23 protein-coding genes are annotated in these 22,583 nt (G+C 49.9%); 10 read left to right on the forward strand and 13 right to left on the reverse strand.

Translation table 11 applies throughout. The features are described from left to right. The first annotated feature begins 21 nt into the window (after positions 1–21). From ACJJI4_RS19850 to ACJJI4_RS19865, 4 genes are all read left to right on the forward strand, one after another. Complete coding sequence (locus tag ACJJI4_RS19850) at positions 22–819, forward strand: hypothetical protein (RefSeq protein WP_444926236.1); 798 nt, start codon at positions 22–24, stop codon at positions 817–819. Positions 820–920: 101 nt separating this feature from the next. Beyond that, positions 921–1,358, forward strand: a complete 438-nt coding sequence (locus ACJJI4_RS19855; RefSeq protein WP_413663762.1) for a DUF1810 domain-containing protein — start codon at positions 921–923, stop codon at positions 1,356–1,358. Between the two features lie 381 nt (positions 1,359–1,739). Next, positions 1,740–2,363, forward strand: coding sequence for a GDSL-type esterase/lipase family protein (locus ACJJI4_RS19860; protein ID WP_444926237.1), 624 nt, complete (start codon positions 1,740–1,742; stop codon positions 2,361–2,363). Between the two features lie 174 nt (positions 2,364–2,537). Beyond that, entirely contained in the window at positions 2,538–2,666 is a 129-nt protein-coding gene (locus ACJJI4_RS19865) for a DUF1810 domain-containing protein (RefSeq protein ID WP_444926238.1), read from the forward strand. Between the two features lie 37 nt (positions 2,667–2,703). Here the strand turns inward: ACJJI4_RS19865 and ACJJI4_RS19870 are convergent, their stop codons facing one another. The 3 genes from ACJJI4_RS19870 to ACJJI4_RS19880 form a co-directional block, all read right to left on the reverse strand. Continuing rightward, entirely contained in the window at positions 2,704–4,041 is a 1,338-nt protein-coding gene (locus ACJJI4_RS19870) for a dicarboxylate/amino acid:cation symporter (RefSeq protein ID WP_444926239.1), read from the reverse strand. 189 nt (positions 4,042–4,230) lie between these two features. Then, the gene (locus ACJJI4_RS19875) at positions 4,231–5,211 is read right to left on the reverse strand and encodes a YHYH protein (protein ID WP_444926240.1); all 981 of its coding nucleotides are present in this window, start codon (positions 5,209–5,211) and stop codon (positions 4,231–4,233) included. A gap of 56 nt (positions 5,212–5,267) precedes the next feature. Further along, on the reverse strand, positions 5,268–6,299 hold the full coding sequence (locus tag ACJJI4_RS19880; RefSeq protein ID WP_444926241.1) for a LysR family transcriptional regulator: 1,032 nt from the start codon (positions 6,297–6,299) through the stop codon (positions 5,268–5,270). 1 nt (position 6,300) lies between these two features. Between ACJJI4_RS19880 and ACJJI4_RS19885 the strand changes: the two genes are divergently transcribed. From ACJJI4_RS19885 to ACJJI4_RS19900, 4 genes are all read left to right on the forward strand, one after another. Beyond that, positions 6,301–7,215 (forward strand): CmcJ/NvfI family oxidoreductase, encoded by a 915-nt coding sequence (locus ACJJI4_RS19885; protein WP_444926242.1) that lies wholly within the window; start codon positions 6,301–6,303, stop codon positions 7,213–7,215. A gap of 65 nt (positions 7,216–7,280) precedes the next feature. Continuing rightward, positions 7,281–8,612 carry an aldehyde dehydrogenase family protein gene (locus ACJJI4_RS19890; protein WP_444926243.1) on the forward strand — a complete coding sequence of 444 codons (1,332 nt, stop codon included), beginning with the start codon at positions 7,281–7,283 and terminating at the stop codon, positions 8,610–8,612. Positions 8,613–8,646: 34 nt separating this feature from the next. Further along, positions 8,647–9,444, forward strand: a complete 798-nt coding sequence (locus ACJJI4_RS19895) for a prolyl hydroxylase family protein (protein WP_444926244.1) — start codon at positions 8,647–8,649, stop codon at positions 9,442–9,444. A gap of 106 nt (positions 9,445–9,550) precedes the next feature. Then, entirely contained in the window at positions 9,551–10,192 is a 642-nt protein-coding gene (locus ACJJI4_RS19900) for a DUF6058 family natural product biosynthesis protein (protein ID WP_444926245.1), read from the forward strand. A 34-nt stretch (positions 10,193–10,226) separates the two neighbouring features. Here ACJJI4_RS19900 and ACJJI4_RS19905 read toward each other — a convergent pair whose 3' ends face one another. After that, positions 10,227–10,874 (reverse strand): SOS response-associated peptidase family protein, encoded by a 648-nt coding sequence (locus tag ACJJI4_RS19905; RefSeq protein ID WP_444926246.1) that lies wholly within the window; start codon positions 10,872–10,874, stop codon positions 10,227–10,229. A gap of 14 nt (positions 10,875–10,888) precedes the next feature. Continuing rightward, entirely contained in the window at positions 10,889–11,137 is a 249-nt protein-coding gene (locus tag ACJJI4_RS19910; RefSeq protein WP_444926247.1) for a hypothetical protein, read from the reverse strand. 312 nt (positions 11,138–11,449) lie between these two features. Here ACJJI4_RS19910 and ACJJI4_RS19915 point away from each other — a divergent pair, with 312 nt between their 5' ends. Continuing rightward, a complete protein-coding gene (locus ACJJI4_RS19915) occupies positions 11,450–12,433 on the forward strand; it encodes a right-handed parallel beta-helix repeat-containing protein (protein ID WP_444926248.1) in 984 nt (327 codons plus the stop codon). A 78-nt stretch (positions 12,434–12,511) separates the two neighbouring features. Here ACJJI4_RS19915 and map read toward each other — a convergent pair whose 3' ends face one another. Together map and ACJJI4_RS19925 are read right to left on the reverse strand one after the other, a co-directional pair. Next, positions 12,512–13,297, reverse strand: coding sequence for a type I methionyl aminopeptidase (gene map / locus ACJJI4_RS19920; RefSeq protein WP_444926249.1), 786 nt, complete (start codon positions 13,295–13,297; stop codon positions 12,512–12,514). Continuing rightward, positions 13,290–13,496: a ParD-like family protein gene (locus tag ACJJI4_RS19925; protein ID WP_413663773.1), complete on the reverse strand. Its 207-nt coding sequence runs from the start codon at positions 13,494–13,496 to the stop codon at positions 13,290–13,292. The genes map and ACJJI4_RS19925 overlap by 8 nt, the downstream gene beginning before the upstream one ends. A 151-nt stretch (positions 13,497–13,647) precedes the next feature. Here ACJJI4_RS19925 and ACJJI4_RS19930 point away from each other — a divergent pair, with 151 nt between their 5' ends. Further along, on the forward strand, positions 13,648–15,351 hold the full coding sequence (locus ACJJI4_RS19930) for a phytoene desaturase family protein (protein ID WP_444926250.1): 1,704 nt from the start codon (positions 13,648–13,650) through the stop codon (positions 15,349–15,351). 43 nt (positions 15,352–15,394) lie between these two features. Here ACJJI4_RS19930 and ACJJI4_RS19935 read toward each other — a convergent pair whose 3' ends face one another. The 6 genes from ACJJI4_RS19935 to ACJJI4_RS19960 all read right to left on the reverse strand — a co-directional run bounded on the left by ACJJI4_RS19935 (position 15,395) and on the right by ACJJI4_RS19960 (position 22,387). Next, the gene (locus tag ACJJI4_RS19935) at positions 15,395–15,970 is read right to left on the reverse strand and encodes an OmpA family protein (RefSeq protein WP_444926251.1); all 576 of its coding nucleotides are present in this window, start codon (positions 15,968–15,970) and stop codon (positions 15,395–15,397) included. Positions 15,971–16,056: 86 nt separating this feature from the next. Beyond that, the gene (locus ACJJI4_RS19940; protein ID WP_282930693.1) at positions 16,057–16,704 is read right to left on the reverse strand and encodes an HAD family hydrolase; all 648 of its coding nucleotides are present in this window, start codon (positions 16,702–16,704) and stop codon (positions 16,057–16,059) included. 14 nt (positions 16,705–16,718) lie between these two features. After that, positions 16,719–17,084 (reverse strand): hypothetical protein, encoded by a 366-nt coding sequence (locus ACJJI4_RS19945; protein ID WP_282930692.1) that lies wholly within the window; start codon positions 17,082–17,084, stop codon positions 16,719–16,721. A 43-nt stretch (positions 17,085–17,127) separates the two neighbouring features. Further along, positions 17,128–17,874 (reverse strand): 16S rRNA (uracil(1498)-N(3))-methyltransferase, encoded by a 747-nt coding sequence (locus ACJJI4_RS19950; RefSeq protein WP_444926252.1) that lies wholly within the window; start codon positions 17,872–17,874, stop codon positions 17,128–17,130. Positions 17,875–18,005: 131 nt separating this feature from the next. Continuing rightward, positions 18,006–21,137 (reverse strand): efflux RND transporter permease subunit, encoded by a 3,132-nt coding sequence (locus tag ACJJI4_RS19955; RefSeq protein ID WP_444926253.1) that lies wholly within the window; start codon positions 21,135–21,137, stop codon positions 18,006–18,008. Then, the gene (locus tag ACJJI4_RS19960) at positions 21,137–22,387 is read right to left on the reverse strand and encodes an efflux RND transporter periplasmic adaptor subunit (RefSeq protein ID WP_444911788.1); all 1,251 of its coding nucleotides are present in this window, start codon (positions 22,385–22,387) and stop codon (positions 21,137–21,139) included. The genes ACJJI4_RS19955 and ACJJI4_RS19960 overlap by 1 nt, the downstream gene beginning before the upstream one ends. Between the last annotated feature and the right edge of the window lie 196 nt (positions 22,388–22,583).

The following is a 22,583-nucleotide window of genomic DNA, read 5'->3' on the forward strand; positions in this document are numbered from 1 at the left end:
CTTTATATCAGAGGTATATAGATGTCAGCGGGAAAGCCTAATAAAAATATTCATATTATCTACGGGTGCATTCTCGTTTTAATTGTGTTGAGTTTTTGCTTTTTGCTGTATAAAAGTGAAAAAATTGGCTCTTTACGTATCAAAGTGGGAAATAGCGAGCTAGAACTACAAGTGGATGGTAACAACAGTGCAGTTTCAATTAGAGCTGTACTGGACAAACTCTTTCAGGACGAAGAAGCTCGGCGTGAATCCAAGGCGTTACTTAAAGAGTTTGGCAATTTCTATTTACCCACAGATCCTGAATTAATTGGAGAAATTGAAAAACAACCTATTAAATCTGATGTTTCTCAACGTTTGCGCGAGCTTCTTTATGGATTGAAAGGGCCTTTTGATCGACAGGCTCACAGCTACTACGATATCAAAAGTGTGCAGGTTGTCGATGCGATTAGAGATTTGGAATTTAACCACCCAGTGTCTAAAGGCCTACGAGAGATGCTAATTTACAGACGTGGCCCCTTTGAAGAAAGATCCAAAGATGTACTGCTAAGCGTTCCCGCAGGCAATAGTATTCCATCAGGAAGAGCGGCATCCTGTCGCGGCAATGATTTTTTCAGGCGGGAAATTCGTATTTTTAATACTCAGCGAACAAATTCAATTTCCGTCTTTGTCAGCGGTAGTTTTCCTTGTACTGCTGACACTTCCAATGACATACATCGGCTAATTCAACTTTCCTATGCCGATATGAAGAACCTATTGGGAGATTCTCCTGTGGGAGCCAAGGAGCCCGCCCTTGCTGAGATCATGATGAATATCAATTAATTGGTGGAAGTTCAGCCGTCAGGCAGTTCATCCTCTCGCATTCATCCTTATTACTGCTAACCTTGGGCCTGCAAAGGAATAAGAATAAAGGGAATCAAAGCATGGCCCAACCATTTCACCTTGAGCGTTTTGTGACGGCGCAAGAAAGCTCTTATGAAAGTGCCCTGAGTGAGTTGCATAGCGGCCATAAGCGCTCCCACTGGATGTGGTATATATTCCCCCAGATCTCCGGCCTGGGGCACAGCGCGACATCCGAACATTTTGCAATTAAAAACCTGGATGAAGCCCGGGCTTACCTGGAGCACCCTGTGCTCGGACCCAGGCTCAAAGAGTGCTGCAAGGAGTTATTGCAACTGAATAATTACTCCGCTTACCAGATATTTGGCTCACCGGATGATGTAAAACTTAAATCATCCATGACGCTATTTTCTATCGCCGATCCCAAAGACAAGCTATTTGAAGAGGTGCTGGAAAAATACTATGAAGGACAGAAGGACCTTCGTACTTTCGAGATACTGAAAGTTCCTGTCCAACATTAGTTACCTGCAAGGGTGGGGCTTTTTTATGATCGGAAGGCTGGGTGGCAATCATGATCTGAACCATTATATTGGCGTACAAGCTGTAGTATCCATACTCACAGAATCTACCACTCTACCCGTATTAAATTTTCCTCATCATTTTAAGCCAAACCGATCAGCACCTCTTTCCCCCCTAAAGAAACTGTAAATCTGCTGCCCACCTTAGAACTCTCTCCATTCAATTTCTATTTATTTTTTAACAAGGCTATTCCTACCCAAGCCTTGGACTCTCAACTTTTCGAAGTTACGATTTTCTACTAATGCATACAACCTGGACCTAGTCGATGTCTATAATGGTAACGGCAAATAAAATCCAAAGTTCAGTCAAATTAGTGGCTTTCTATGGCACGAAGAGTCCCCAAAAAAATTGTCTTTATTGGCTCCAGTTCTATCTATGGAAAAGGTGATATAGAACTAGGCGGATTTGTTCAACGATTCCGGTTTCGGTTCGAAACTTTAGATCCCCATAATATAGTTTACGCTCTGGGAATATTCGGAGAGAACGCGAACTCTTTAGCCATAAGACTTTCCCGAGAGCTGCCTCCAAGAAGGCCACACTTAATCGGGATATATCCTGGTTTCAATGATATTTGCCGCATCGGGGGACCAAAGGCTGAGAACTCTGTAGCGTTGGACTCTTTCAGTGAAACAGTGCGACAGCTGTTACAAACGTCTAAAACCATCGCGCCGTCCTTCCTAATGACAGGCATTCCGTTCGATGAGCAACGAACTACTCCCTTTCGGAATAGTGATAGCTATTTCTATCAGGCTGATGCGGACCTGTATAACCAAGCTATGAGAGAATCTGCCACTGCCGAAATGATCCCCATACTGGAGTTTGACAATTTATGGCGAGATCAGGAATTTATTACCCTTCTCTCAGAGGATGGCCTCCATGCAAATCCCAAGGGACATCAATTACTGTATGAACAGACTTGGGATTTTATCTCTAAAAATTACTTTTAGTATTTCTACATATTTTTTAATCAGATAAATTATAAAAAATATAAAGACTGGAACGATATTAAATAATTTATATTTGTTTTTTCATATTATAAAGATCACCCATACTTTACATATGCCACTTTTTCTCTATTTCAAGCTTCCTTTAGATACATTAGAAGTAATTAAGATTTGAAGATGAAATATTCTATGGACTTATTCGCATTGGCAGAAGAGGGTAGAACTTTGTTTGATACAGTCCTGGAGAAATACTACGAGAATCAAAAAGACCCTCGTATTCTGGAAATTCTAGGTATGCCGCAATAGAAGCCGGGAACCCTCATTTAAGCCATCACTTTGACAGTCAGGCCGTTTGGGCGGCTTCCTCCTCCAGGTTGTCACTGCCCAACAAGCGGTCCATCACCAGACAGGCTGTCAGATCCCCGGTCACATTGACTGCTGTACGGCACATATCGAGAATCCGATCCACCCCCAGAATCAGCGCAATACCTTCCGGCGGGACACCAATACCGGCCAGAATTGTCGCCAGGATTACGATACCGACGCCCGGCGTACTGGGAGAGCCAATTGAAGCGCCAACGGTAGTCACTGTCAGCCCCACTAGCTGCGCGGTTGTCAGGTCGATTCCATATACCTGAGTTAAGAACACCGCAGCAATTACCTGATAGAGCGCCGTGCCATCCATATTCACAGTAGCGCCCAGGGGCACAATAAATTTGGCGATGGATGGTTTTACTCCCAGGGGACTTTCTGCAACTTTCATTGACAGCGGCATTACCGCAGCAGAGCTGGATGTGGAGAATGCCAGCAGCTGCACTCCGCTAATTCTCTGCAAAAATGTGATCGGGCCGACGGAGGTCACCAGGGAAACAATTATCAGGTAAAAGCTGAGAAGAATAAGTAGTCCCAGAATCACGGTGCCCACATACACAGACATTCCCAGAATTGCAGTGAGACCCACGCGAATAGCAATATCTGCCAGGAGGCCAAATACGGCCAGGGGCGCAAACAGCATGGCCCAGCCAACCACTTTAAGTGCAACCTCCTGAATAATGCCAAAAGCGTATACTGCGGTTTCCCGCTGCTTTTGCGGCAACAGCATCACTGCAACACCAATAAAAATCGCGTAAACCACCAGCTGCAACATATTGCGCATGGCGATACTTTCGTTGAGGTTGGCGGGAATCAATTCAGCAATACGTTCGGGAAGCGGTTTGCTCTCAATCACCTGGGGGGCGCTCGCAACCTGTAACTCAGTGGCGGCGCTGAGCAGGGACTCATCGATATAGTCACCGGGTTGGATCAACTGGACCAGGATAATGCCGATAATCACCGCAACAGTGGTAGTGCCGACAAAGTAGGGAGCGATGCGCAGTCCGACACGTTTAAGCTGACTGACGTTCCCGCTGCCACTGAGCCCCAGGATGATTGAGGACATAATCAGCGGTATCACCACCATCTGGATCATATTCAGAAAGATGGAGCCCGGCAGCTTAAACCAGCTAGCCAATGCCGTACTGAGATCCTGGCTCACCAGCGCGGCCCCTTCAGGAGATAGCAGCAGGCCGACAGTTAGCCCAAGGATCATGGCGACCACTATCTGCATCCACAGGCGAGTGCGCACCAGCACACCGAGGGATTCCACCATTCGAATCAGATAGAAATTTGTACCATTGCTCATTGTTGGTATTCCGGATTACCTGAAATAGTTAGAGGCATTATGTCCCAGGGCCATTAAGGAAACCTGACGGTCAGATCAAGTCCTGGGCTTATAAAACAGTTATTCGACGCCATTTATTGATATCAATACCAAAAAGAGCGCTGAGACTCTCTTCCTCTTTCACTATTTGAAGCAGCAATCGGGCCTGAGTTAACGCCTGGGTGGTCCCGGAGGTCCCCGGTGGGAGAAATCGCACTGGCTTTGATTGCCGGCCAGGGCACAACCTCTCTCCCCTTTTAGGCAATGCAGGATATCGTTTTCTGCAGCGAGGTTGGCGTGGTAGTGGTAGCCCAGGTCGGCAAACTCATGGCCACGGCATTCGTCCAGGTCATCGGGCTCGCGGCCATCGGCATTCTCCCGCGCATAGATTAGATAGCCATCTATGGCGACACCGACAATCGCAGCATGACTTGCGGCAGACGGGTAGGCTTGGCTGCAACCCAGGGCAGCGTGGTAGTGATAGCCCACATGGGGGTTTGCATGACCACCGCAGGCATCCACTGGCGCTAAGGTATGTGCACCTAAAATTGCACCGATGGGCGCGGCGATATCAAATTTAACCCCATTAAAAGCAACCCCATAGCCGGAAAAACCATCGGGATTCTGCTTTGACTTGGCCTTGGCAGGCTGTACGGGGATCAGGTAGCGGGTATGAAAATCCGGGCCCATATAGCTGGCCAGGCACTCCACGCAGTAATTGTTGTATTGCGGTGCCACATCAGGCCGCGCGGCCATCTCGCAAGCCTGCTTCGAATCGGTAACCTTTATCGCCCCGGTTTTAGGATCATATAGGCTCCATTTTGGATCAGAGAAAAAGGTCGCAGCATTTTTAACGAAAGGTCCATCAATCGGCACTATCTGTTGCTTGATAAACATCATGCCGCCAGACGTAATTGGGTCGACAACATTGCGTGGGCACCAGGGCCCCATTTTATGTTTGGGTTCAGCCTTTACCACAATTATCCAGCATTGGGTCTTGCGCCCCTCAGAGAGAGTGCAATCCACTTTTTTAATTTCCTCAACCAGTGCGCCTTTGGCAAATAAGTGGGGGATACCCATTTGCTCGGTAAAATCGGTATGAGCGTAAACAGAAGCGCTTAAAAATATCAGCAGAAAAAATGCTGCACGCATGACGATCACTACCTGAATCCTTGGACTGCTCAAGTTTAGCAGCGCTGCCTCTCTTACTAACTGCTGGGAAATTGTTGTGCTAACAGGGCGCGAATCCACTTGTGCAAAGGGTCCTGACTGCTGCGAGTATGCCAGGCGGCAATCACATCAAACCCCGGGGGCTGTTCGACAATAGGCAGTGTTTTTAGTCGGGGATCAGGCAACAGTCGCGAGGGCAAAAAGGCAACGGTATTGGTAGAGGCAATGCACTCGGCTGCGGCGGCAAAAGAGGGGACAGACAGCACCACATTGCGCTCCAAACCAAACTGCTCAAACCAGCTATCCGCCATGCCCCGCAGATCCCCCCTGGAAGGTGATACCACCAGCTGTGGCAAAGCCGCCAACTCTTCCATTTCCAATGGCTGATTGGCGCTGTGCGGCATATCGGTGTGCTGACAACATACGCAGACGTAGTGCTCTCGATACAACAACATGCTGGGACTGTTATCCGGCACAAATCCCGGCGTGCTAAACACCAGATCCACTTCACCGGTTTGCAGTTGCTGGGCCATGCGATCAATTTCCAACTTAAGCACCACGACTTTTATATCCGGGGCCTGCTGACGCAGTTGCTTGAGGAGAACTGGCAGTACCACCCGCTGCTCAAAGTCCGTTGCACTGATGGTAAAGATGCCCCGATGCTGTGCCGGATCGAATTCATCCGTACGCAGCAGCGCCGCGACATTATTCAGGATCTCATCCAATTTGGGAGCCAGGCGCTCGGCCAGGGGGGTGGGAATAACACCGTTGCTGGTGCGAATAAAAAGCCGGTCATCAAAGATTTCCCGCAGGCGTTTCAATTGTTCACTGACTGTTTGCTGGCTCACACCCAGTTGGTCAGCCACCCGGGATAAGTTCAGTTCCCGCAAGATAGCGTTCATTAGGCGAAGTTGACGCAACTCCAGCCTCTCCAGTGGGTTCGCCCGATGATTTCTGCTCAAACCTGTATCACTCACAACTGTTACTTGGTTTTCATTGTATCCACGTAACCCTAACATTGTGAGTAGATTGGCCCGTATGGCATCCACTTCGGTGGGGGGAGAGTTCACTATGCAATCCGCAGCCCGATCCTCCTTTCAGGATCAATTAGTTACAGCAATTATTCACTACGCTGATCCCAGTAGCGATCTGGTGTACGACAAGCGTTCAGAGGGCCCCGGGCCCGCCAATCTGGTCGAGAATGTTATTTCCCAGCAGGTTCACATCTACGATGGTCGCGCCCTGAAAACCGCCGGGGAGCGTTTTCGTACCGATACCCAGGGATTTGAGCTGGTACGCCCTATGCTCGGCATTAACCTGCGCCAGCTGGATGATGCGCTACACGCGCTGGACCAACCCTCAGGGAGTAGCCCCAGCCCTCAGGAGCGCGACCAGTTGATTCGCACCCAATGGTATCCAGCTATTGAATCCTGGATAGCCGCTCACCTGGGTGCAGCAAAGGTACTGACCTTTGACCACACGTTGCGAGCCCAACCATCGACTGATGCGACACCGGAGCTGAGCCGCAGTCGCCGATCCCCGGTGAAATTGGTGCACAACGACTACACACCCTGGTCCGCAGAGCGCCAGCTAAAGGAAACCCTGGAGGCCCGGGGGTACAAGCCATCAGATTATCCGCGCTACCAGTTTATTAATCTCTGGCTGCCCCTATTGCGCCCGGTGCAGGAGTCACCGTTGGCAATGGTGGACCTACGCACTGTCGCCGCCAGTGATTTCCACAATATGCGATTAATTTACCCAGAGCGAAAAGGGCAGATTTCGGTGTTGAGTTTCAACCCGGTTCACCGCTGGATTTGGTTTAGCGATATGCAGCCCGGCGAAGGCATTTTACTGCGGGTCTTCGATAGCCAGCACCGAGGCGATGTAACCGGTGTTCCCCACTGCGCTTTCGACCTGCCGGGAAGTGCAGGGGCACCACGCAGAACCAGCCTGGAAATTCGCACTATTGTCCTGTTTGACCAATAACACCAACGCTTTTAAGAAAACACCCGGCCACTCAATAAAGTGGCCGGATTGAGTGAGACCTCATTATGGAAAATATACTTCGATCGATTGATCCACTAACCGGAGAGGCCATCGGATCACTACCTGTCAGCAAGCCCCAAGATATTCAGGACATGGTGGAGAAAGCCCACAAAGCGCAGCGAGTGTGGTCGAGTAAATCTCTTCAGGAGCGGGTACAACTACTTCAGCAGGCTTACACAAAACTGAATGCGGAAGAGGGAGGTCTGGCACAACTTATCAGCCGTGAAATGGGCAAAGATGCCCGGCGTGCACAATTTGAAGCCGGCGGCGTAGTCCAAGGCGGTGCATGGTTAGCGGGGGATGCCGGCGAGGCCCTGCGGGCAAAACGCAATGGCGGTAGCGAAATTCAATATCGGCCACTGGGCGTTGTTGCGGTTATCTCCCCTTGGAACTATCCACTGGCCATGGCCAATAACCTGATTGTTCCCGCCCTGGTCGCCGGCAACGCTGTGATTTTAAAACCTTCAGAAGAATCGCCATTGGTCGCTGACTTATTGGTGAAAACACTCAATCAAACCCTGCCCCAGGACATTTTACAAATTGCTCACGGCGATGGCGCAACCGGTGAAGCCCTGGTGAAATCCCCCATCAATATGGTCGCCTTTACCGGATCGCGAACAACGGGCCAAAAAATTATGGCCAATGCCGCTCCGGCATTGAAACGCCTGGTTATGGAGTTGGGTGGCAATGACCCAATGATCGTGTTGCAGAGCGCCAATATTCCCCAGGCGGCACAATTTGCCGTTGGCTCCAGTTTTGAGAATTCAGGCCAGATGTGTACCTCCACAGAGCGTATTTATGTGGACGAAAAAATTGCCGATAAATTCGAAAATGCCGTGGTGGCATTGGCGAAGCAGTATCGTGTCGGCGGGTGGCAGGAGCCACAGGTGGATATCGGCCCCTTGGTTAATCACCGCCAACACCAAAAGGTGGTGGAGCATATCCACGATGCCCTGAATAAAGGCGCAAAGCTTCTTCTAGGGGAGCGCGATCCACAGGTGCCGTTTATTCCGCCCACAGTTATCAGTGGTATTCGACCGGGCATGCTGGTGGAAGATGATGAGACTTTTGGGCCTATCGTAGCCATCGACCGCTTTAGCTCAGTAGACGATGTGGTCGAGCGGGCCAATAACTCTGTTTACGGTCTTGGTGCGGTTGTGTTTGGTGAAAGCAAACAGGCCGAGCAAGTCGCCAGCCAGCTGCAAGCGGGGATGATTGGCATCAACCAGGGCGCCGGCGGCTCACCTTGGGTAGGCGCCAAGCAAAGTGGCTTTGGCTTCCACGGTGGAGCTGAAGGGCACCGACAGTTTGCCCAAATTACCGTATTAAACCGCTAAGTTTTTGAAAAATTTTCCAATAGAAGTACAGCAGATGTCCACGACTGAAAGTATTGATACTGTCACCCACTTGGATGACTTCTTTGTTATCGCTCGCGAACCCGGAGCAGAACACCCGGCTCTACCCACCTGGGCTACACGCAGTAAAAACCCGGCGGCGCTGGCCGAACAAGCACCGCAACCGGTTTCACGACGAGATATCGCCGAGGTACCCGGAGCCTTCCAATTGCTCAATGTCTTTTCCAAAGACGAATGCCAACGGCTGATTGATATCACTGAAGCGGTGGGTTATTTACCGGATGCAGCCGTCTCCCTGCCCCGGGAGGTCCGCCATAACGACAACCTGACCTGGGTGGTTGACGAGGTTACAGAGCAGCAGATCTGGCAGCGATGCCGAGACCTGGCGCAGGACTTAAATGGTTACTTTGGTGGAAGAGAGGCTGTTGGCATAAATCGGCGTTTCCGCTTTTATCGCTATGGTGAGGGAGATTTCTTCCAGTTCCACACCGATGGCGCCTGGCCCGGTAGCCGCATTGACAACAACCAGTTGATCACCAATGGCTACCCCGATCGCTATAGTGAAATGACGTTTTTAATACTGCTGAGTGAAGATTTTGAAGGTGGTGCAACCCGATTCAGGGTGAATGCAGATGACCCCCTAAAACAACCCAGTCGGGACTCTTTATTAGACATCGATGTCCGTACACCTACCGGAGCCGTACTGTGCTTCCCCCATGGAATGCATCCCTTACACAGAATTCACAGCTCTACTCCAATCACCCGAGGAATCAAATATATTATTAGAACGGATATTCTCTTCCTGCAGGAATAAATTCTCCAAGACTTGTTAAAAGGGAAAAGATGCTTCGGCTCACATCGAAGTATTAAGTGCTCCAGGCGCTAGAATTTCATTCGATTTCTACCTTGGAGCACATTCAGTGGAATTGCTTAATTATCTGGATAAACACTTCCTAACCAAAGAACAGCTTATTCAGGCTACTCAAATCAGCGAACTACAATTGCAGCGCTACCAGGATAAGGGTGTTATGCCAAAGCCCTCTTATAAGCTCAATATTCAATGGGAGAGTGAATCCTTTTTTGGACCCCACTCCGAAAAACAGACAGTTGAGTACTTTGCAAAAGGCTACGCCAGCTGGATTGGTATCATAGAGGCTAAGCAAGACTTTAACTCTATTTATCAATGCTTTGCTAATCGATATATGGCTAAAATAGCTCAATTGCGAAATTTAAGATACGAATCCAGCAACCCAAAATTTTCATCCGAAATTTCTCAATATATCGAAGAGGAATGGCAACACTTTATTGAGGGGACTTATGGATTATGTACTCGCAGTGGCCTGCCAGAAGATATAGCAGCAAAGGAGCTGGCTAGCACAGAAATCAATGCACTTCTTGCTCAAGATAATTTAAACCAAAAACAAATACATCGGCTTAATCGCTTTGTAGATCTTCTAGATGAAACCAGCGCATATTTTGCACCTCACGAAAGAAGTATAAGCTCAAGAACGAAGCTAATTGATATACCACGCCAGGAGTACAATTTGGATTGTAAAATTTAAATTTTTCTATACCCCAATATCCCAGAGAAAATAATTACTCAATTACGGGGATAGGGCCCCCAATATACTCCGTAGAAGTTGCCCTGAGCAAAGGATGAGCCGTAAGTATTTTCCCCGAGTACTCAATGGATGGTTTCAGGTATGGGCTAAAATCTTCTGTCGACCCCGTACAATTTAACCAAGACTCTACAAAATCTGGACGATCGGGCGCAACCATGGGAAGTGACTTTTCATGATAGCGCTTAGTGGCTGGATGGGAGTCCAAAGTAATGATTGAGCAACTGAGTAAATTTCCCCAGATTTTATACAAACCACAAAAGAAAAAAGGTTCACCATAACTGAATTCCACTGGGTGCTTGCCACCTTGGCTTTCCACCCAGGCGGTAACGGGTATTAAGCAGCGGGATTTTCGATATTCCGGCCTGGAGTTCAGTTTTTTCCAATTACTATTGATGGACCAGTATTTTTTATGGGGCCGCCAAGTATCACCATGTCTCTCAAGGTAGAGATGCCAAATGGCATTTTCTATTTGAGCAGCACCCTTCCGAGTAGTTACGATAGACACCTGCTGGGTGGGCCTCCGGCGTCTACCGTAAATCATATGTCTGGCACCTCGAATACCATAAGTATCGAGAAAGCGTTCCACACCCGCATGATCACTGACATCAAAGACACTACACACCCAGAGCCTCCCAATTATCCTACTGAACTGGTTTTTTCAGTATATTCGGACAGCCACCTTAAATTACTCTCGATCCCTCTCATCTGGCACAAGGTTAACTCCAATTCCTTGCGTAAATCCACTCCCACAGCAACAGAAAACCGACGTACGTACTTTTCATAGTTCAAAATACTAATCGCGTACATAGGGCGATTATCGTAACTGGATCGATAGCGGCAGATACGAATCGGCTCACTATCAAAAACTATAACTCTGGGGCGCATAATCAACCACTTAATATACTGTATAAAAATACAGTATATCTTGGTTTCCTGTGGATCTGTCAAGGAGACAATAAATTAACGCCACCACTTTCACTATTCGGAAAAAATACATTTTACTTTATGAGGACATAAATGAGTCTCTGGCGCATTAATCCATTAATAGCTTATTAAATTTTAAATCCTTATAACTAGTAAAAAATAAATTTCAATTATGTATTATTCAAAAGAAATAAAGTTCTCTAGGTTGTACAAAATATGCATGCTGAACACTATAGATAGCATGGAAATTATAACGCCCAATAGGTTCGCACTATGAAAATACATCACGTTTATGCAACTACTATATTCTTAGGATTTTTTATTCCACTTTTCGCAAAAGCAGTTGAGTGTGGCGATACTATTACTGCTCCAACCACGCTGACAGAGGAGCTTATCTGTGAGATAACAGACGCAGATCAAGTCGTTTTAACTGTGGAAGGGCCATCGGGCTCACTTGACATGAATGGCTATCGCATAACCTGTGTTGGCGCTGACTCTAGTCAGTCAGGTACAGGCATTCTGCTCAGCGGAACTAGTGCACAAATATATAATGGGATGATTTTCGCCTGCACAAAAGGCATTGTGGCCAAAGGGAATGGATCACATAGCATTTACTCTATGATGATTGAAGATAGTTATGACGACATAATTTATATAGAAACCAATCACACCGTAGTGAAAGACAATACTCTTATCGGAAGTGTACCTAGTACCGGCGATGGCATAGATATTCAAGGGGACTTTAATACAGTAACCCAAAATTTTATTGCAGGCGGACTGCCTGATAGTGATGGCATCAAGCTGAATGGGGTTTTTAATAATATCAGCCATAACGACATAAGTGGCTACCTTGGTGAAGGTATCGAAGTAAATGGACAATTCACCAATGTATTTTCAAATACTATTTCTACTGTTTCTAATGGAATTACCGTAGGGGGGGGTAATGAGGACGATAATGCCGACTTCTCCATCATTTCACAAAATCATATTACCTCTAATTTCAACTGGGGTATTCCTGTACGCCAAACCTCTAATACGGTGATCACACAAAATACAGTAGAGAAAAATTCAGGAGGTGGTATTGGTATACTTGACGATAATAGTGAACTCAATAAAATTATTGATAACATATCCCAGGACAACTCTGATCTCAATTCCTTCGATTTAGAGGATGAGAGTGACCCCGGTGATTGCACTGGTCCTAATACCTGGAGACTGAATACTTTTGATACGGCAAACCCTAGCTGCCTAAAATAAACTAAACAAAAAATGGATAGTGAGGATATCTGCTACCTCGCTATCCACCGTTATTTATCTAAAGCTCATCATCAATCACTATTTAACTCCAGAAACTCGTTCTTCATCCCTTAGCGTTAATACTTCATAACCGTCACCGGTTACCAAAATCGTATGCTCCCATTGAGCAGATAGCTTTTTATCCTTAGTTACTACAGTCCAGCCATCTTTCTTAAGTTTGGTTTTACGATTTCCCTGATTGATCATGGGCTCAATGGTAAATGTCATTCCCTCCTGCAAAACTTCACCGGAACCAGGCCGCCCAAAGTGAAGAACCTGCGGGGCCTCGTGCATCTCCCGGCCAATACCGTGGCCACAATATTCCCGTACGACACTGAAGCCGTTGCGCTCGGTATGGCGCTGGATTGCATTGCCGATATCACCAAAAGTAACTCCCGGCTTTACCGTGGCAATACCGGCCCACATAGCTTCATAGCAGGTGGTTACCAGTTTTCTGGCAATAGGGGTCACGGTACCGATGCTATACATTTTGCTGGAATCCGCGATATAGCCAGATTTCTCCAGGGTAATATCCACATTGATGATATCTCCCTCCCGCAGTAGCTGCTTATCACTTGGCATGCCGTGACAGACTACCTCATTGACTGAGGTGTTCAGGGCGTAGGGATAATCATATTGCCCCTTGCTGGCGGGGCGGGCATTGAGTTCATTGACAATAAATTCTTCTACCCGCTCATTAATTTGCATTGTCGAGACCCCCGGTTCAATAAAGGAGTCCAGCATGGCAAATACACGGCTCAACAATTGACCCGATTGGCGCATTAACTCCTGCTCATCAGGAGTCTTTATTTTTATTTCACTCACGTGTCAGCTCTTCCAGGGTTAATGCCTGATTGCGCAGCAACTTCTTACACAAGTCGCTGTAGCTTAATTCCGGGTTCAGCTCCGCCAGCATCCCAATCTTGATCCAGTACTCCGCCTGGGAATTAATTGAACGGGCCATCACCGTACTGGCCTTGCGAATCTCATCGTGTAGCTCATCGGATATCTTGACGATGCCCATAACTATTACCTTGATATGCTTTATATACAAATTGTATACGCTACATATAAAAGCGCACAATAGATATACAGAATATTAATATGCAACTTATTGCATAGCTCGATAGGGGGCGCTATGGTTGAGGAATAAAAACAATAGTGGCGAGGCCATCATGACAGAGACCCCTGAGAAGAAGCGCAGTGCCCCAAAACCAAGCCGGCTGCGCATTGGTCGGCGCTATCGCCCGAGTCGCCTAGAAGGCAATTACGACGCCATTATCATTGGCTCAGGCATTGGCGGTCTGACTTGTGCTGCGATGCTCAGTGCCATGGGCAAGAAAGCCCTTGTCCTTGAGCAACACTACACTGCCGGGGGATACACCCACGCCTATGACCGCAATGGTTATGAGTGGGATGTCGGCGTCCACTATATCGGCGACGTGGGCGAACACCCCACCATGACCCGCAAGATCTTCGACTTTATTTCCAATAACCAGTTGCACTGGGCGCCAATGGACAGCACCTATGACCGCATCTGTATTGGCGATAAACAATACGACCTGAAAGCCGGCCGCCAGCAATTTATCGATGAATTAGTCAGCCACTTCCCCGATGAGCGCGCGAATATCGAGGAGTACCTGCAGCGCCTGAATGTGGTTGCCAAAGCCATGCAGCGACTGGCAATGGAAAAAATGCTGCCCTCCTGGTGTGGGCCTTTTATTCGCCTGTGGAGAAAACTGCGCGAACCCGCCTGGCTCAATAAAACCACCCGCGAAGTTCTCAGTGGAATCACCAGCAATGAAAAGCTGATCTCTGTGCTGACAGGTCAGTGGGGTGATAATGGCATGACCCCATCCGAGGGCAGCTTTATTATTCACGCCCTGATCGCCAAACATTATCTCTATGGCGGTTACTATCCTGTCGGCGGCGCCAGCAAAATCTCCGAAACGATAATTCCCCAAATCCAGGCCAGTGGTGGAGATGTATTTACCTATGCCAAGGTGGAAACCATCCTGATGAATGGGGATCAGGTTCGCGGTGTAAGAATGTCTGACGGACATGAAATCGAAGCACCATTAGTTGTCTCCGGCACAGGGGTATTTAATACCTTCGAGAAGCTGTTACCGCGCAGTACCAGTGAGCGCATGGGATATATCCGCGACCTGGACACCGTCAACCGCTCCATGTCTCACCTGTGTCTGTATATTGGCTTGGAGAAAACTGCGGAAGAATTAAACCTGCCCAAGACCAATTACTGGATCTATTCCAGCGATCAGTACGAAGAGGATATGCAGGCCTTTATCGACGATCAGGATAAGGAAATACCGCTAGTCTATATTTCTTTCCCGTCTGCGAAAGACCCCACCTTTACCCAGCGCTACCCGGGCCGCGCCACCATCGAAATTGTGGCACCGGCCAACTACGACTGGTTTGCCCAGTGGCACGACAAGCCTTGGGGCAAGCGGGGAGATGATTACGAGGACCTAAAGGAGGCATTTAGCCAGCGCCTGCTGGAGCATTTGTATAAGCATATGCCGCAGTTGCGTGGGGAAATCGATTACTACGAGCTTTCAACCCCGTTATCCACGGATTATTTCTGCTTCTACCCACGGGGAGAAATCTACGGACTGGATCACGATCCCAACCGCTTTGAGCAATCCTGGCTGAGACCCAAAAGCCGGGTCAAAGGGCTCTACCTTACAGGGCAGGATGTGATGAGCTGCGGCGTAGCCGGTGCAATGATCTCCGGTATGCTCACAGCGCAGAGTATTATTGGATTGCGTCAAACTGGAAAGTTGATGAAGAAAATATTTTCCAACCAAGCCCCAAAGGCGCCGGTAAATTCCAGTGAGGAATTGGGTAATGCCTCTAGCTGAGACACTATCCTAAGCTAGCTCTTCACCTGCAAGCTGTTCGGGGTTAGCGCCTCGGCAGTTTGCTGGGAACACGATCAAAGTTTAGTACCCGGATCATCAGGCGGCGGTTCTCCCGCTTGCCTTTCTCTGTCTCATTATCCGCAATCGGATCAGTATCGCCGTAGCCCTGGGCTTCCATACGATCAGCGGAGACGCCTCGCTCTATCAGGAAATGCTTTACCCAATCCGCTCTGCGCTGGGACAGGCTGAGATTCTTCTTCGCATCGCCGCCACTGTCTGTATGCCCCTCAATGGAGATTCGCATCTCTGAAAAATCGCGCATGATCACCAGCAAGGCTTCCAGATCGGCAATGGTTTCTATGCGGGGGGCAAAACCGCCGGGATCGAACTCCAGGCGCAGGCGGAACGTGTCTCCGATGGACCGATTATTTCCCCGTAAAAACCTCACCAACTCATCGGCAAAGGGAGCCGCTTTTCGGGCAGTCTTCTCACTGTCACCTGACTGTATTCCATCGACAGGCTCGAGCGTATATTTCTTTGGGGATTCGGACTGGTCACAGCCCACCAGAGTAAAGGCCAATAAGAATAGGCAACAGGCAGACAAGAATTTACCCGCCATAGGTACAGCTTCCGGTTTCTCGACGTCAAATTCAGTGTAGAACAGCGAAAGCGCTGATCAACTGGAAGTCTCGGCCACTGAGGCCATTAAATAAAGTTCAGGACTGCCATCATGTCAGTGACTACCCGGGCACCCTGCTGTTCCAGCTGGGGGCCCCGCACTGGGTGAGCGCTGTAGCCAACCACGCGCATACCTGCAGAGACCGCCGCAGAGACACCGGCAATGGAGTCCTCCACTACCAGACAGCGCTCCGGCGCCACCCCCATGGCATCTGCCGCGTGCAGGAATAGCTCTGGCCAGGGCTTGCCCCGGGATACATCGTCGGCACTAAAAATCCGCCCGTCGAAATAATCGTACAAACCGGTCTTATTCAGTGTCAGCTGCATTTTCTGATGAGAGCCCGAGGAAGCCACGCAGCTGCGCAAACCCAGCTGTTGCAGTTGGTCGAGCAGGCCTTCAATACCCACAACCGGCTGTAATTCCTGCTGGAACGCCTCCCGGATACGCCGCTCCGTATTGCCAAAATAATTATCCGGTAGTGGTCCGCCAAAGCGCTTCTCGATTTCCACCAAGCAGTCCCTGGCCGGGCGACCGCTGAATTGCTCGTCCAGTTCCTCGGCGGTGGTCTGCAAGCCCAGGCGATTCATTTCTTCTGCCAATATGCGACAGACGATGCTCTCGCTGTCTACCAGCACACCATCACAGTCAAAAATAATTAAATCGGTAGAAGACATGGGAACCTACATCGTTAACGCGCAGAGAGCAGCATCAGGCCGAGGATGACACCGATGACGCCGCTAATACGCAGGAAATTTTCATTGCCACGGGAAATTTTAACCGCTAATTCTTTGCCCCGCTCAAAACCAATTTGCAGCATATAGGCACCACTCAATAGCACCAGTACACCGAGGGCATTGAACAAAATATACCAGTGGCGAGTGTCTGCAATTAGTAAAAGGATCAGGCCAATAATAATTCGCGCCCAGGCGGAGAGGGCATAGCCGGTTTCGTTAAGCCGTTCGCTGAGGCTTTGTGCCAGTTTCGGCTTGGCAATAATCGCCAGTGATAACACAACGATGACAATGCCCAACAACCAGATAAATGCTTTTATCATGCTCTTCTCTCCCTGAATACTCTCGAGTCCATTCCTTCAGCGACTACAAGTCACCCCATTGAAATTGCAATACCGACAATGCTGCTATCGGCGCTGTCTCAGTGCGCATCACCCTTGGTCCCAAGCGCAGAGGCATAAAATCCTGCGCCAGTGCCGCATCGATTTCCACCTGCGATAGCCCGCCTTCTGGACCTACCAGTAGCAGGGCGGACTCCGGTGTACCGCGCTCCGCCTGCCATTGGCGCAGATCCAGCTCGGTGCGGTGATGCAGTACTAACTTGGCTTGGGGCTCAGCTTCAGCAGATTCACTCTGTAAATACTGCGCCAGCTTTATCGGTTCGGCAATCTCCGGCACCCGGTTGCGCTCACACTGCTCACAAGCACTGATAGCAATCTGGCGCCAGTGACCCAGTTTTTTCTGTAAGCGGTCCCCGGACAGCTTCACTTCACAACGTTCGGTAAACAGCGGCTGTATCGCCGCCACTCCCAGCTCAGTGGCTTTTTGAATCACCCAATCGAAGCGATCGCCACGGGAAATACCGATCGCCAGGGTCAGTGCCAACGGTGACTGGCGATCCCCTGCGCAGTACTCTCCCGTGCGCGCGCGCGCCCGTTTGCCGGTCTCGATCAACTCCGCCGTGTACTCACCGCCATTGCCGTCAAAAAGAACTAAAGGGTGGCCCGAATTCAAGCGAAGTACTTTTACCAGGTGACGGGAAGCCAGCTCATCCAGGTCTACTTCTTGATCGGAAGCCAGAGGCTGCTTGGAAAAAATACGCGGGATGCGCATGGGAGAATCCTATTCAAACACCATAAAAAAGCCGACAGGAATGTCGGCGTTTTGCTGGCAGTTAGTTTAGGCATTTATACCCCAAAGGCGCAATGGTGAAGGCGACCCACCACTGCGCCTGAATACCTGCGCTACACAGTCTCCAATGAGACCGGGGTATCGTCTTCTACTGCAACTTTGTGCTTCGGGCGCAATTTCTCAATAACTTTGTACAGGTTGGGAACCAAGATCAAAGTCACTGCCGTTGCAAACAGTACACCGAATGCCAGGCTGATCACCATCGGGATCAGGAACTGGGCCTGGATTGAACGCTCGAACATAATCGGTACCAGACCGATAAAGGTAGTAATCGAGGTCAGGATAATCGGGCGGAAGCGATCCCGGCCCGCGTGTACTACCGCATCCATCACCGCCATACCCTGAGCGCGCAGCTGATTAATACGATCCATCAATACCAGGTTATCGTTCACAACCACGCCCGCCGCTGCGAGGAAGCCGAGCATCGACATAATGCTGATGTTGTGTCCCATCAACAGGTGGCCAACTAAAGCACCGAAGAACCCAAACGGCACAGCAGTAAGGATCAGCAACGGCTGAGAGTAGGAGCGGAAAGCAATCGCCAGCAGCGCATAAATGCCGAACAGGGACAATACGAAGAAGGCCAGGATAGCACCGTTAAACTCTTCCTCTTCCTGCATTTCCCCAGCGGTTCTCAGGGAGAAACCGGGGAACTGGCGCTCCAGCTCTGGTACCAGGGTCTCGCGCATATCCTTAAGGATATCCTGCGCACTGGAAGTATTCGGCGTTATTTCGGCAAATACCCGCACGGTGCGCTCGCGATCGTTGCGGCGAATCGTGGTATAGCCCGGCACGTAAACTGCCTCGGCCACCGCCGAGAAAGGTACCTCTCCATCGTTGGTGCGAATGCGGATTCGGTCCATCTGCTCTTCGCTGGCGCGCTCCTCCATGGGGTAGCGAACCATTACGCGAACATCCTCACGACCACGTGGGATACGTTGAACCTCCTCACCGTAGAAACCCTGACGAACCTGCCTGGCCACGTCTGCCAAGTTAATACCCATCGTAGTGGCATAGGGTTTCAGCTGGATCTCAATATCGCGACGGGCACTGGTCAGGTTATCCCGCACATCATAAACACCGACATAACTATCCAGTTTTTCCTTAACCAAATCAGCAGCAGCACGCAGTTCACCCATATCCCCTGAGGCAGTGCTCAGGTTCAGGCTCATACCATTACTGCTATTGTTGATGCTCGCATCAATATTCATGTCCTCGACGCTAGCCGGCAGCTCGCCAATCAATTCGCGCCAGCGCAACGCTAGAGACTCGGAGGTGACATCGCGCATCTCTCCATCGGTAAGCTGCAAGGTTACATAAATATTGCCACGCCAATTGAAAACCAGGGAGTTCTGCAAGAAAGACTCACCCTTGTTCTGCTCCAGCATTCCCTCATCGGTTTCCAACTTATCAGCGGCGGTGAGTACCTGCTCCATTACCCGTTCAGCTTCACTGAAGGGTTCACCTGAGGCCATAGAAATTCGCAATTGCAATAAATCAGAGGGGACCTGGGGTGAGAATGAAGAGCCCACATAACCACTCTGGAAAACAGCGATCGACAAACCCAGTGCCAACATAAAGCTCATCACTGTGGTGCGGCTATTGCTAAGGGATTTTTGCAGCAAAGGTAGGTAGTATTTATCTCCGGCCGTCTTCATCGCACCGGCAAAACTTCTACGTACGTTTTGTAATTTAATTCCCAAAGTCGATTTGGCAGGTTTCTCTGGCTTCATGCCCACCAAGTGAGCCGGCAGGATCAACAGGGATTCCACCAGGGAGAAGACCAGACACAGCAGTACCACCACCGGCAAGGCCAGCATCATCTGTGCGGTAATGCCGGGTAGAAACAGCATGGGGATAAAGAACACCATGGTGGAGGTCACGGCGAAAATTACCGGGGAAGCTACCTGCTTCACCCCTTGCTCAGCTGCAGCTAAGCCAGATTCACCTCTATCGTGGGCAGCATGCACTGCCTCCCCCACAATGATGGCATCGTCCACCACAATCCCGAGTATTAACAGGAAGGCGAACAATGACAGCATATTTAGGCTGACGCCGGTCACCGGCAACAGCCAGAAAGCACCCAGGAAAGCGACAACAATGCCAACGGTTACCCACATGGCCAGTGCCGGGCGCAGGAACAGCATCAGCATGACAAACACCATGGCAAAACCGCTCAGGGCATTAGTAGTCAGCAGATTCATGCGGCCTTCAAATGCCTTGGAGAAGTCGAACCAGACATCCAGTTCCATGCCCGGTGGCAATTGCTCGCGAGTCTCCTCCAGGAACGCTTTTATTCGCTCAGCGGTTTTCACCACATCCAGGGGCTCGCCCTGAATAATGCGAAGGTTCATGGCTGGATTGCCATTAAAGCGAATAACGTTGTTGTATTCCTCAAAGCCATCACGCACTGTCGCTACATCGCGCAGCAACAATACAGAGCCATCGGCACGGCTAACTACGGGGATACGCTCGAAGTCTTCAGCGGTATAGGCTTGGCCACGAGTTTGCACCTGAATATCACCGCGGTCCGAGCGCACCATGCCGGCAGGCAAATCCAGGGAGGAGCGGCGCACTGCGTCGGCAACTTGGTTAAAGCTCAGGTTGTAACGGCGTAAATCCAGCTCGGAAACTTCAATGGATAACTCGTCTGGTCGATCACCCCAAACATCAACTCTGCGCACACCGGAAATCAGGTTGAGCTTATCGCGCAAATCCAGGGTGGTTTCCTTGAGCTGACGCTCAGAAACTGGCCCACCAATGGCGATCATCATTAACTCGGCGTTGGCTTCAATCAAGCGAATAACGGGACGCTCAATACCGTCGGGAAAGGTGTTGATACTATCCACCTGAACCTTAATATCGTTGAGCAATCGCAGCTCGTCGTAGCCATCCATCGCCTGGATTTCAATAGAGGCACTACCCCGTCGGGAAGCAGAATTTACCTCCTTAATACCCTTTACTTCGGAGATAGCCTCCTCAACCCGAACGGTTACCTGCTGCTCCACCTCTGCCGGACCGGCGCCGGGGTAAGAGATGTTAACCTCTACAATTCCCAGCTGCAGCGTGGGAAACACCTCCCGGTCGATACTCATAAGACCAGAGATTCCGCCGATGATTATCATAATCATCAGCAGGTTTGCGGCTTTGCTATTGCGCGCAAACCACGGGATGATTCCGCTCATTACTTGCCTCCCTGGGAAGCATTGCTAACACCACCGGCATCACCAGCAGCGGATACTGTAGAGGGATCTGCTGAATCCTCAGGAAGACTCCCCAGGCCTGCTGGCCGCTCATTGAGGGGGTTAGCGGTAAGGACCATACCCTCACGGGAGTAGCCCAAGCTTGAAACAATCACTCGGTCACCCATAGCGATATCCCCACGGAGCCAGATTCTGTCACCTATGGTTTGTAACAGCTCAACAGTTTTGTAGATCAGCTGACTCTCGTCATTCAGCACCAACAAGTGATCCCCTTCATGCAGTGCCTGACGGGGCAACTCCACAACATCATCAAAGGTTCTGCCGGCAATATCCGCCTCAACAAACAGGCCATTCATCAGCGGAACATCCCCTTCATAGGGCTTTTGCACCTGGGCAACAGCAAAAATAAAGCGGCTGTTGGGATCGATACTCGCTTCGGTTCGCACCAATTGCGCACGCCACTCGTGCTCACGTCCAGCCACAACAGCTTTCAGACGCACAGCGGGGCCATTCTCAATAGTTTTCCCCAGGGGAAGATCGAGCAACGCCAGTTGCTGGTCGGTCAGAGGGAGGCGGACTTCAGCGATACCGGTGCTGTGAATTTTTGCCAGAGGGGTGCCAGGGGTAATGTACTGTCCCAGGTCGACAAAAGTCTCAACTACACGACCTGCAAAGGGGGCTTTGAGTGATGTGCGCTCCAAATCCAGCTTTGCCTGGTCGCGGTCAGCCCTTGCGGCTTCCACTGCGGCCTGGGCAGCTTCGAGATGGGGTTTGCGCAGGAACAGGGCATTGGCCGCTTCAGATCCCAGGTCACGCCACTCGCGCTTAGCTTGCTTAGCATGGCCCTGCTCCTGAGCCAGGGCGGACTTGGCATTTGCCAGTTGCGATTCTGCGCGAGTGACCTGGTAGCGATAGTCTGCTTGCTCAAGCTGTAATAAACGGGCGTCTTTATTGAAGAAGCCACCGGGAACAAATGCCTCATCCACACTTTCGATCACACCGCCGACTCGCGCGATCACATCGATTTCATGGCGAGCATGAACGGTTCCCTGGCTGGGCACCAATAGTGTCTGGCGACGGGGTTCTATATAGAGAACATCGGCCATTGGCGGTACCACCACCTCTGGCGGTTTTTCCTCCGGCTTCGGTTTCAATACAACCACCGCAGCAATAACAGCCACCCCGACTAACAATACAATGAATAACAGCTTGTTTTTACTCGAGACTTTCACAGGTACCCTCTACCCCGTTCCCTGACCTGAGTTGGTCAAATTTTAGTTAGTACGCATTCTACTGGAGTTCGACGCACATAAGAGGCAATTTGGATGCAGACTGCCGCACAAGTTTGTGTCCTGCCGCAAACCTTCCTCGCTGCGCTCGGGTAACGCATAATGCCGACCCAAAATTACTCCTGTAAGGGCCCTCTCG

The organism is Microbulbifer maximicatervae (SeqCode) (assembly GCF_052467305.1).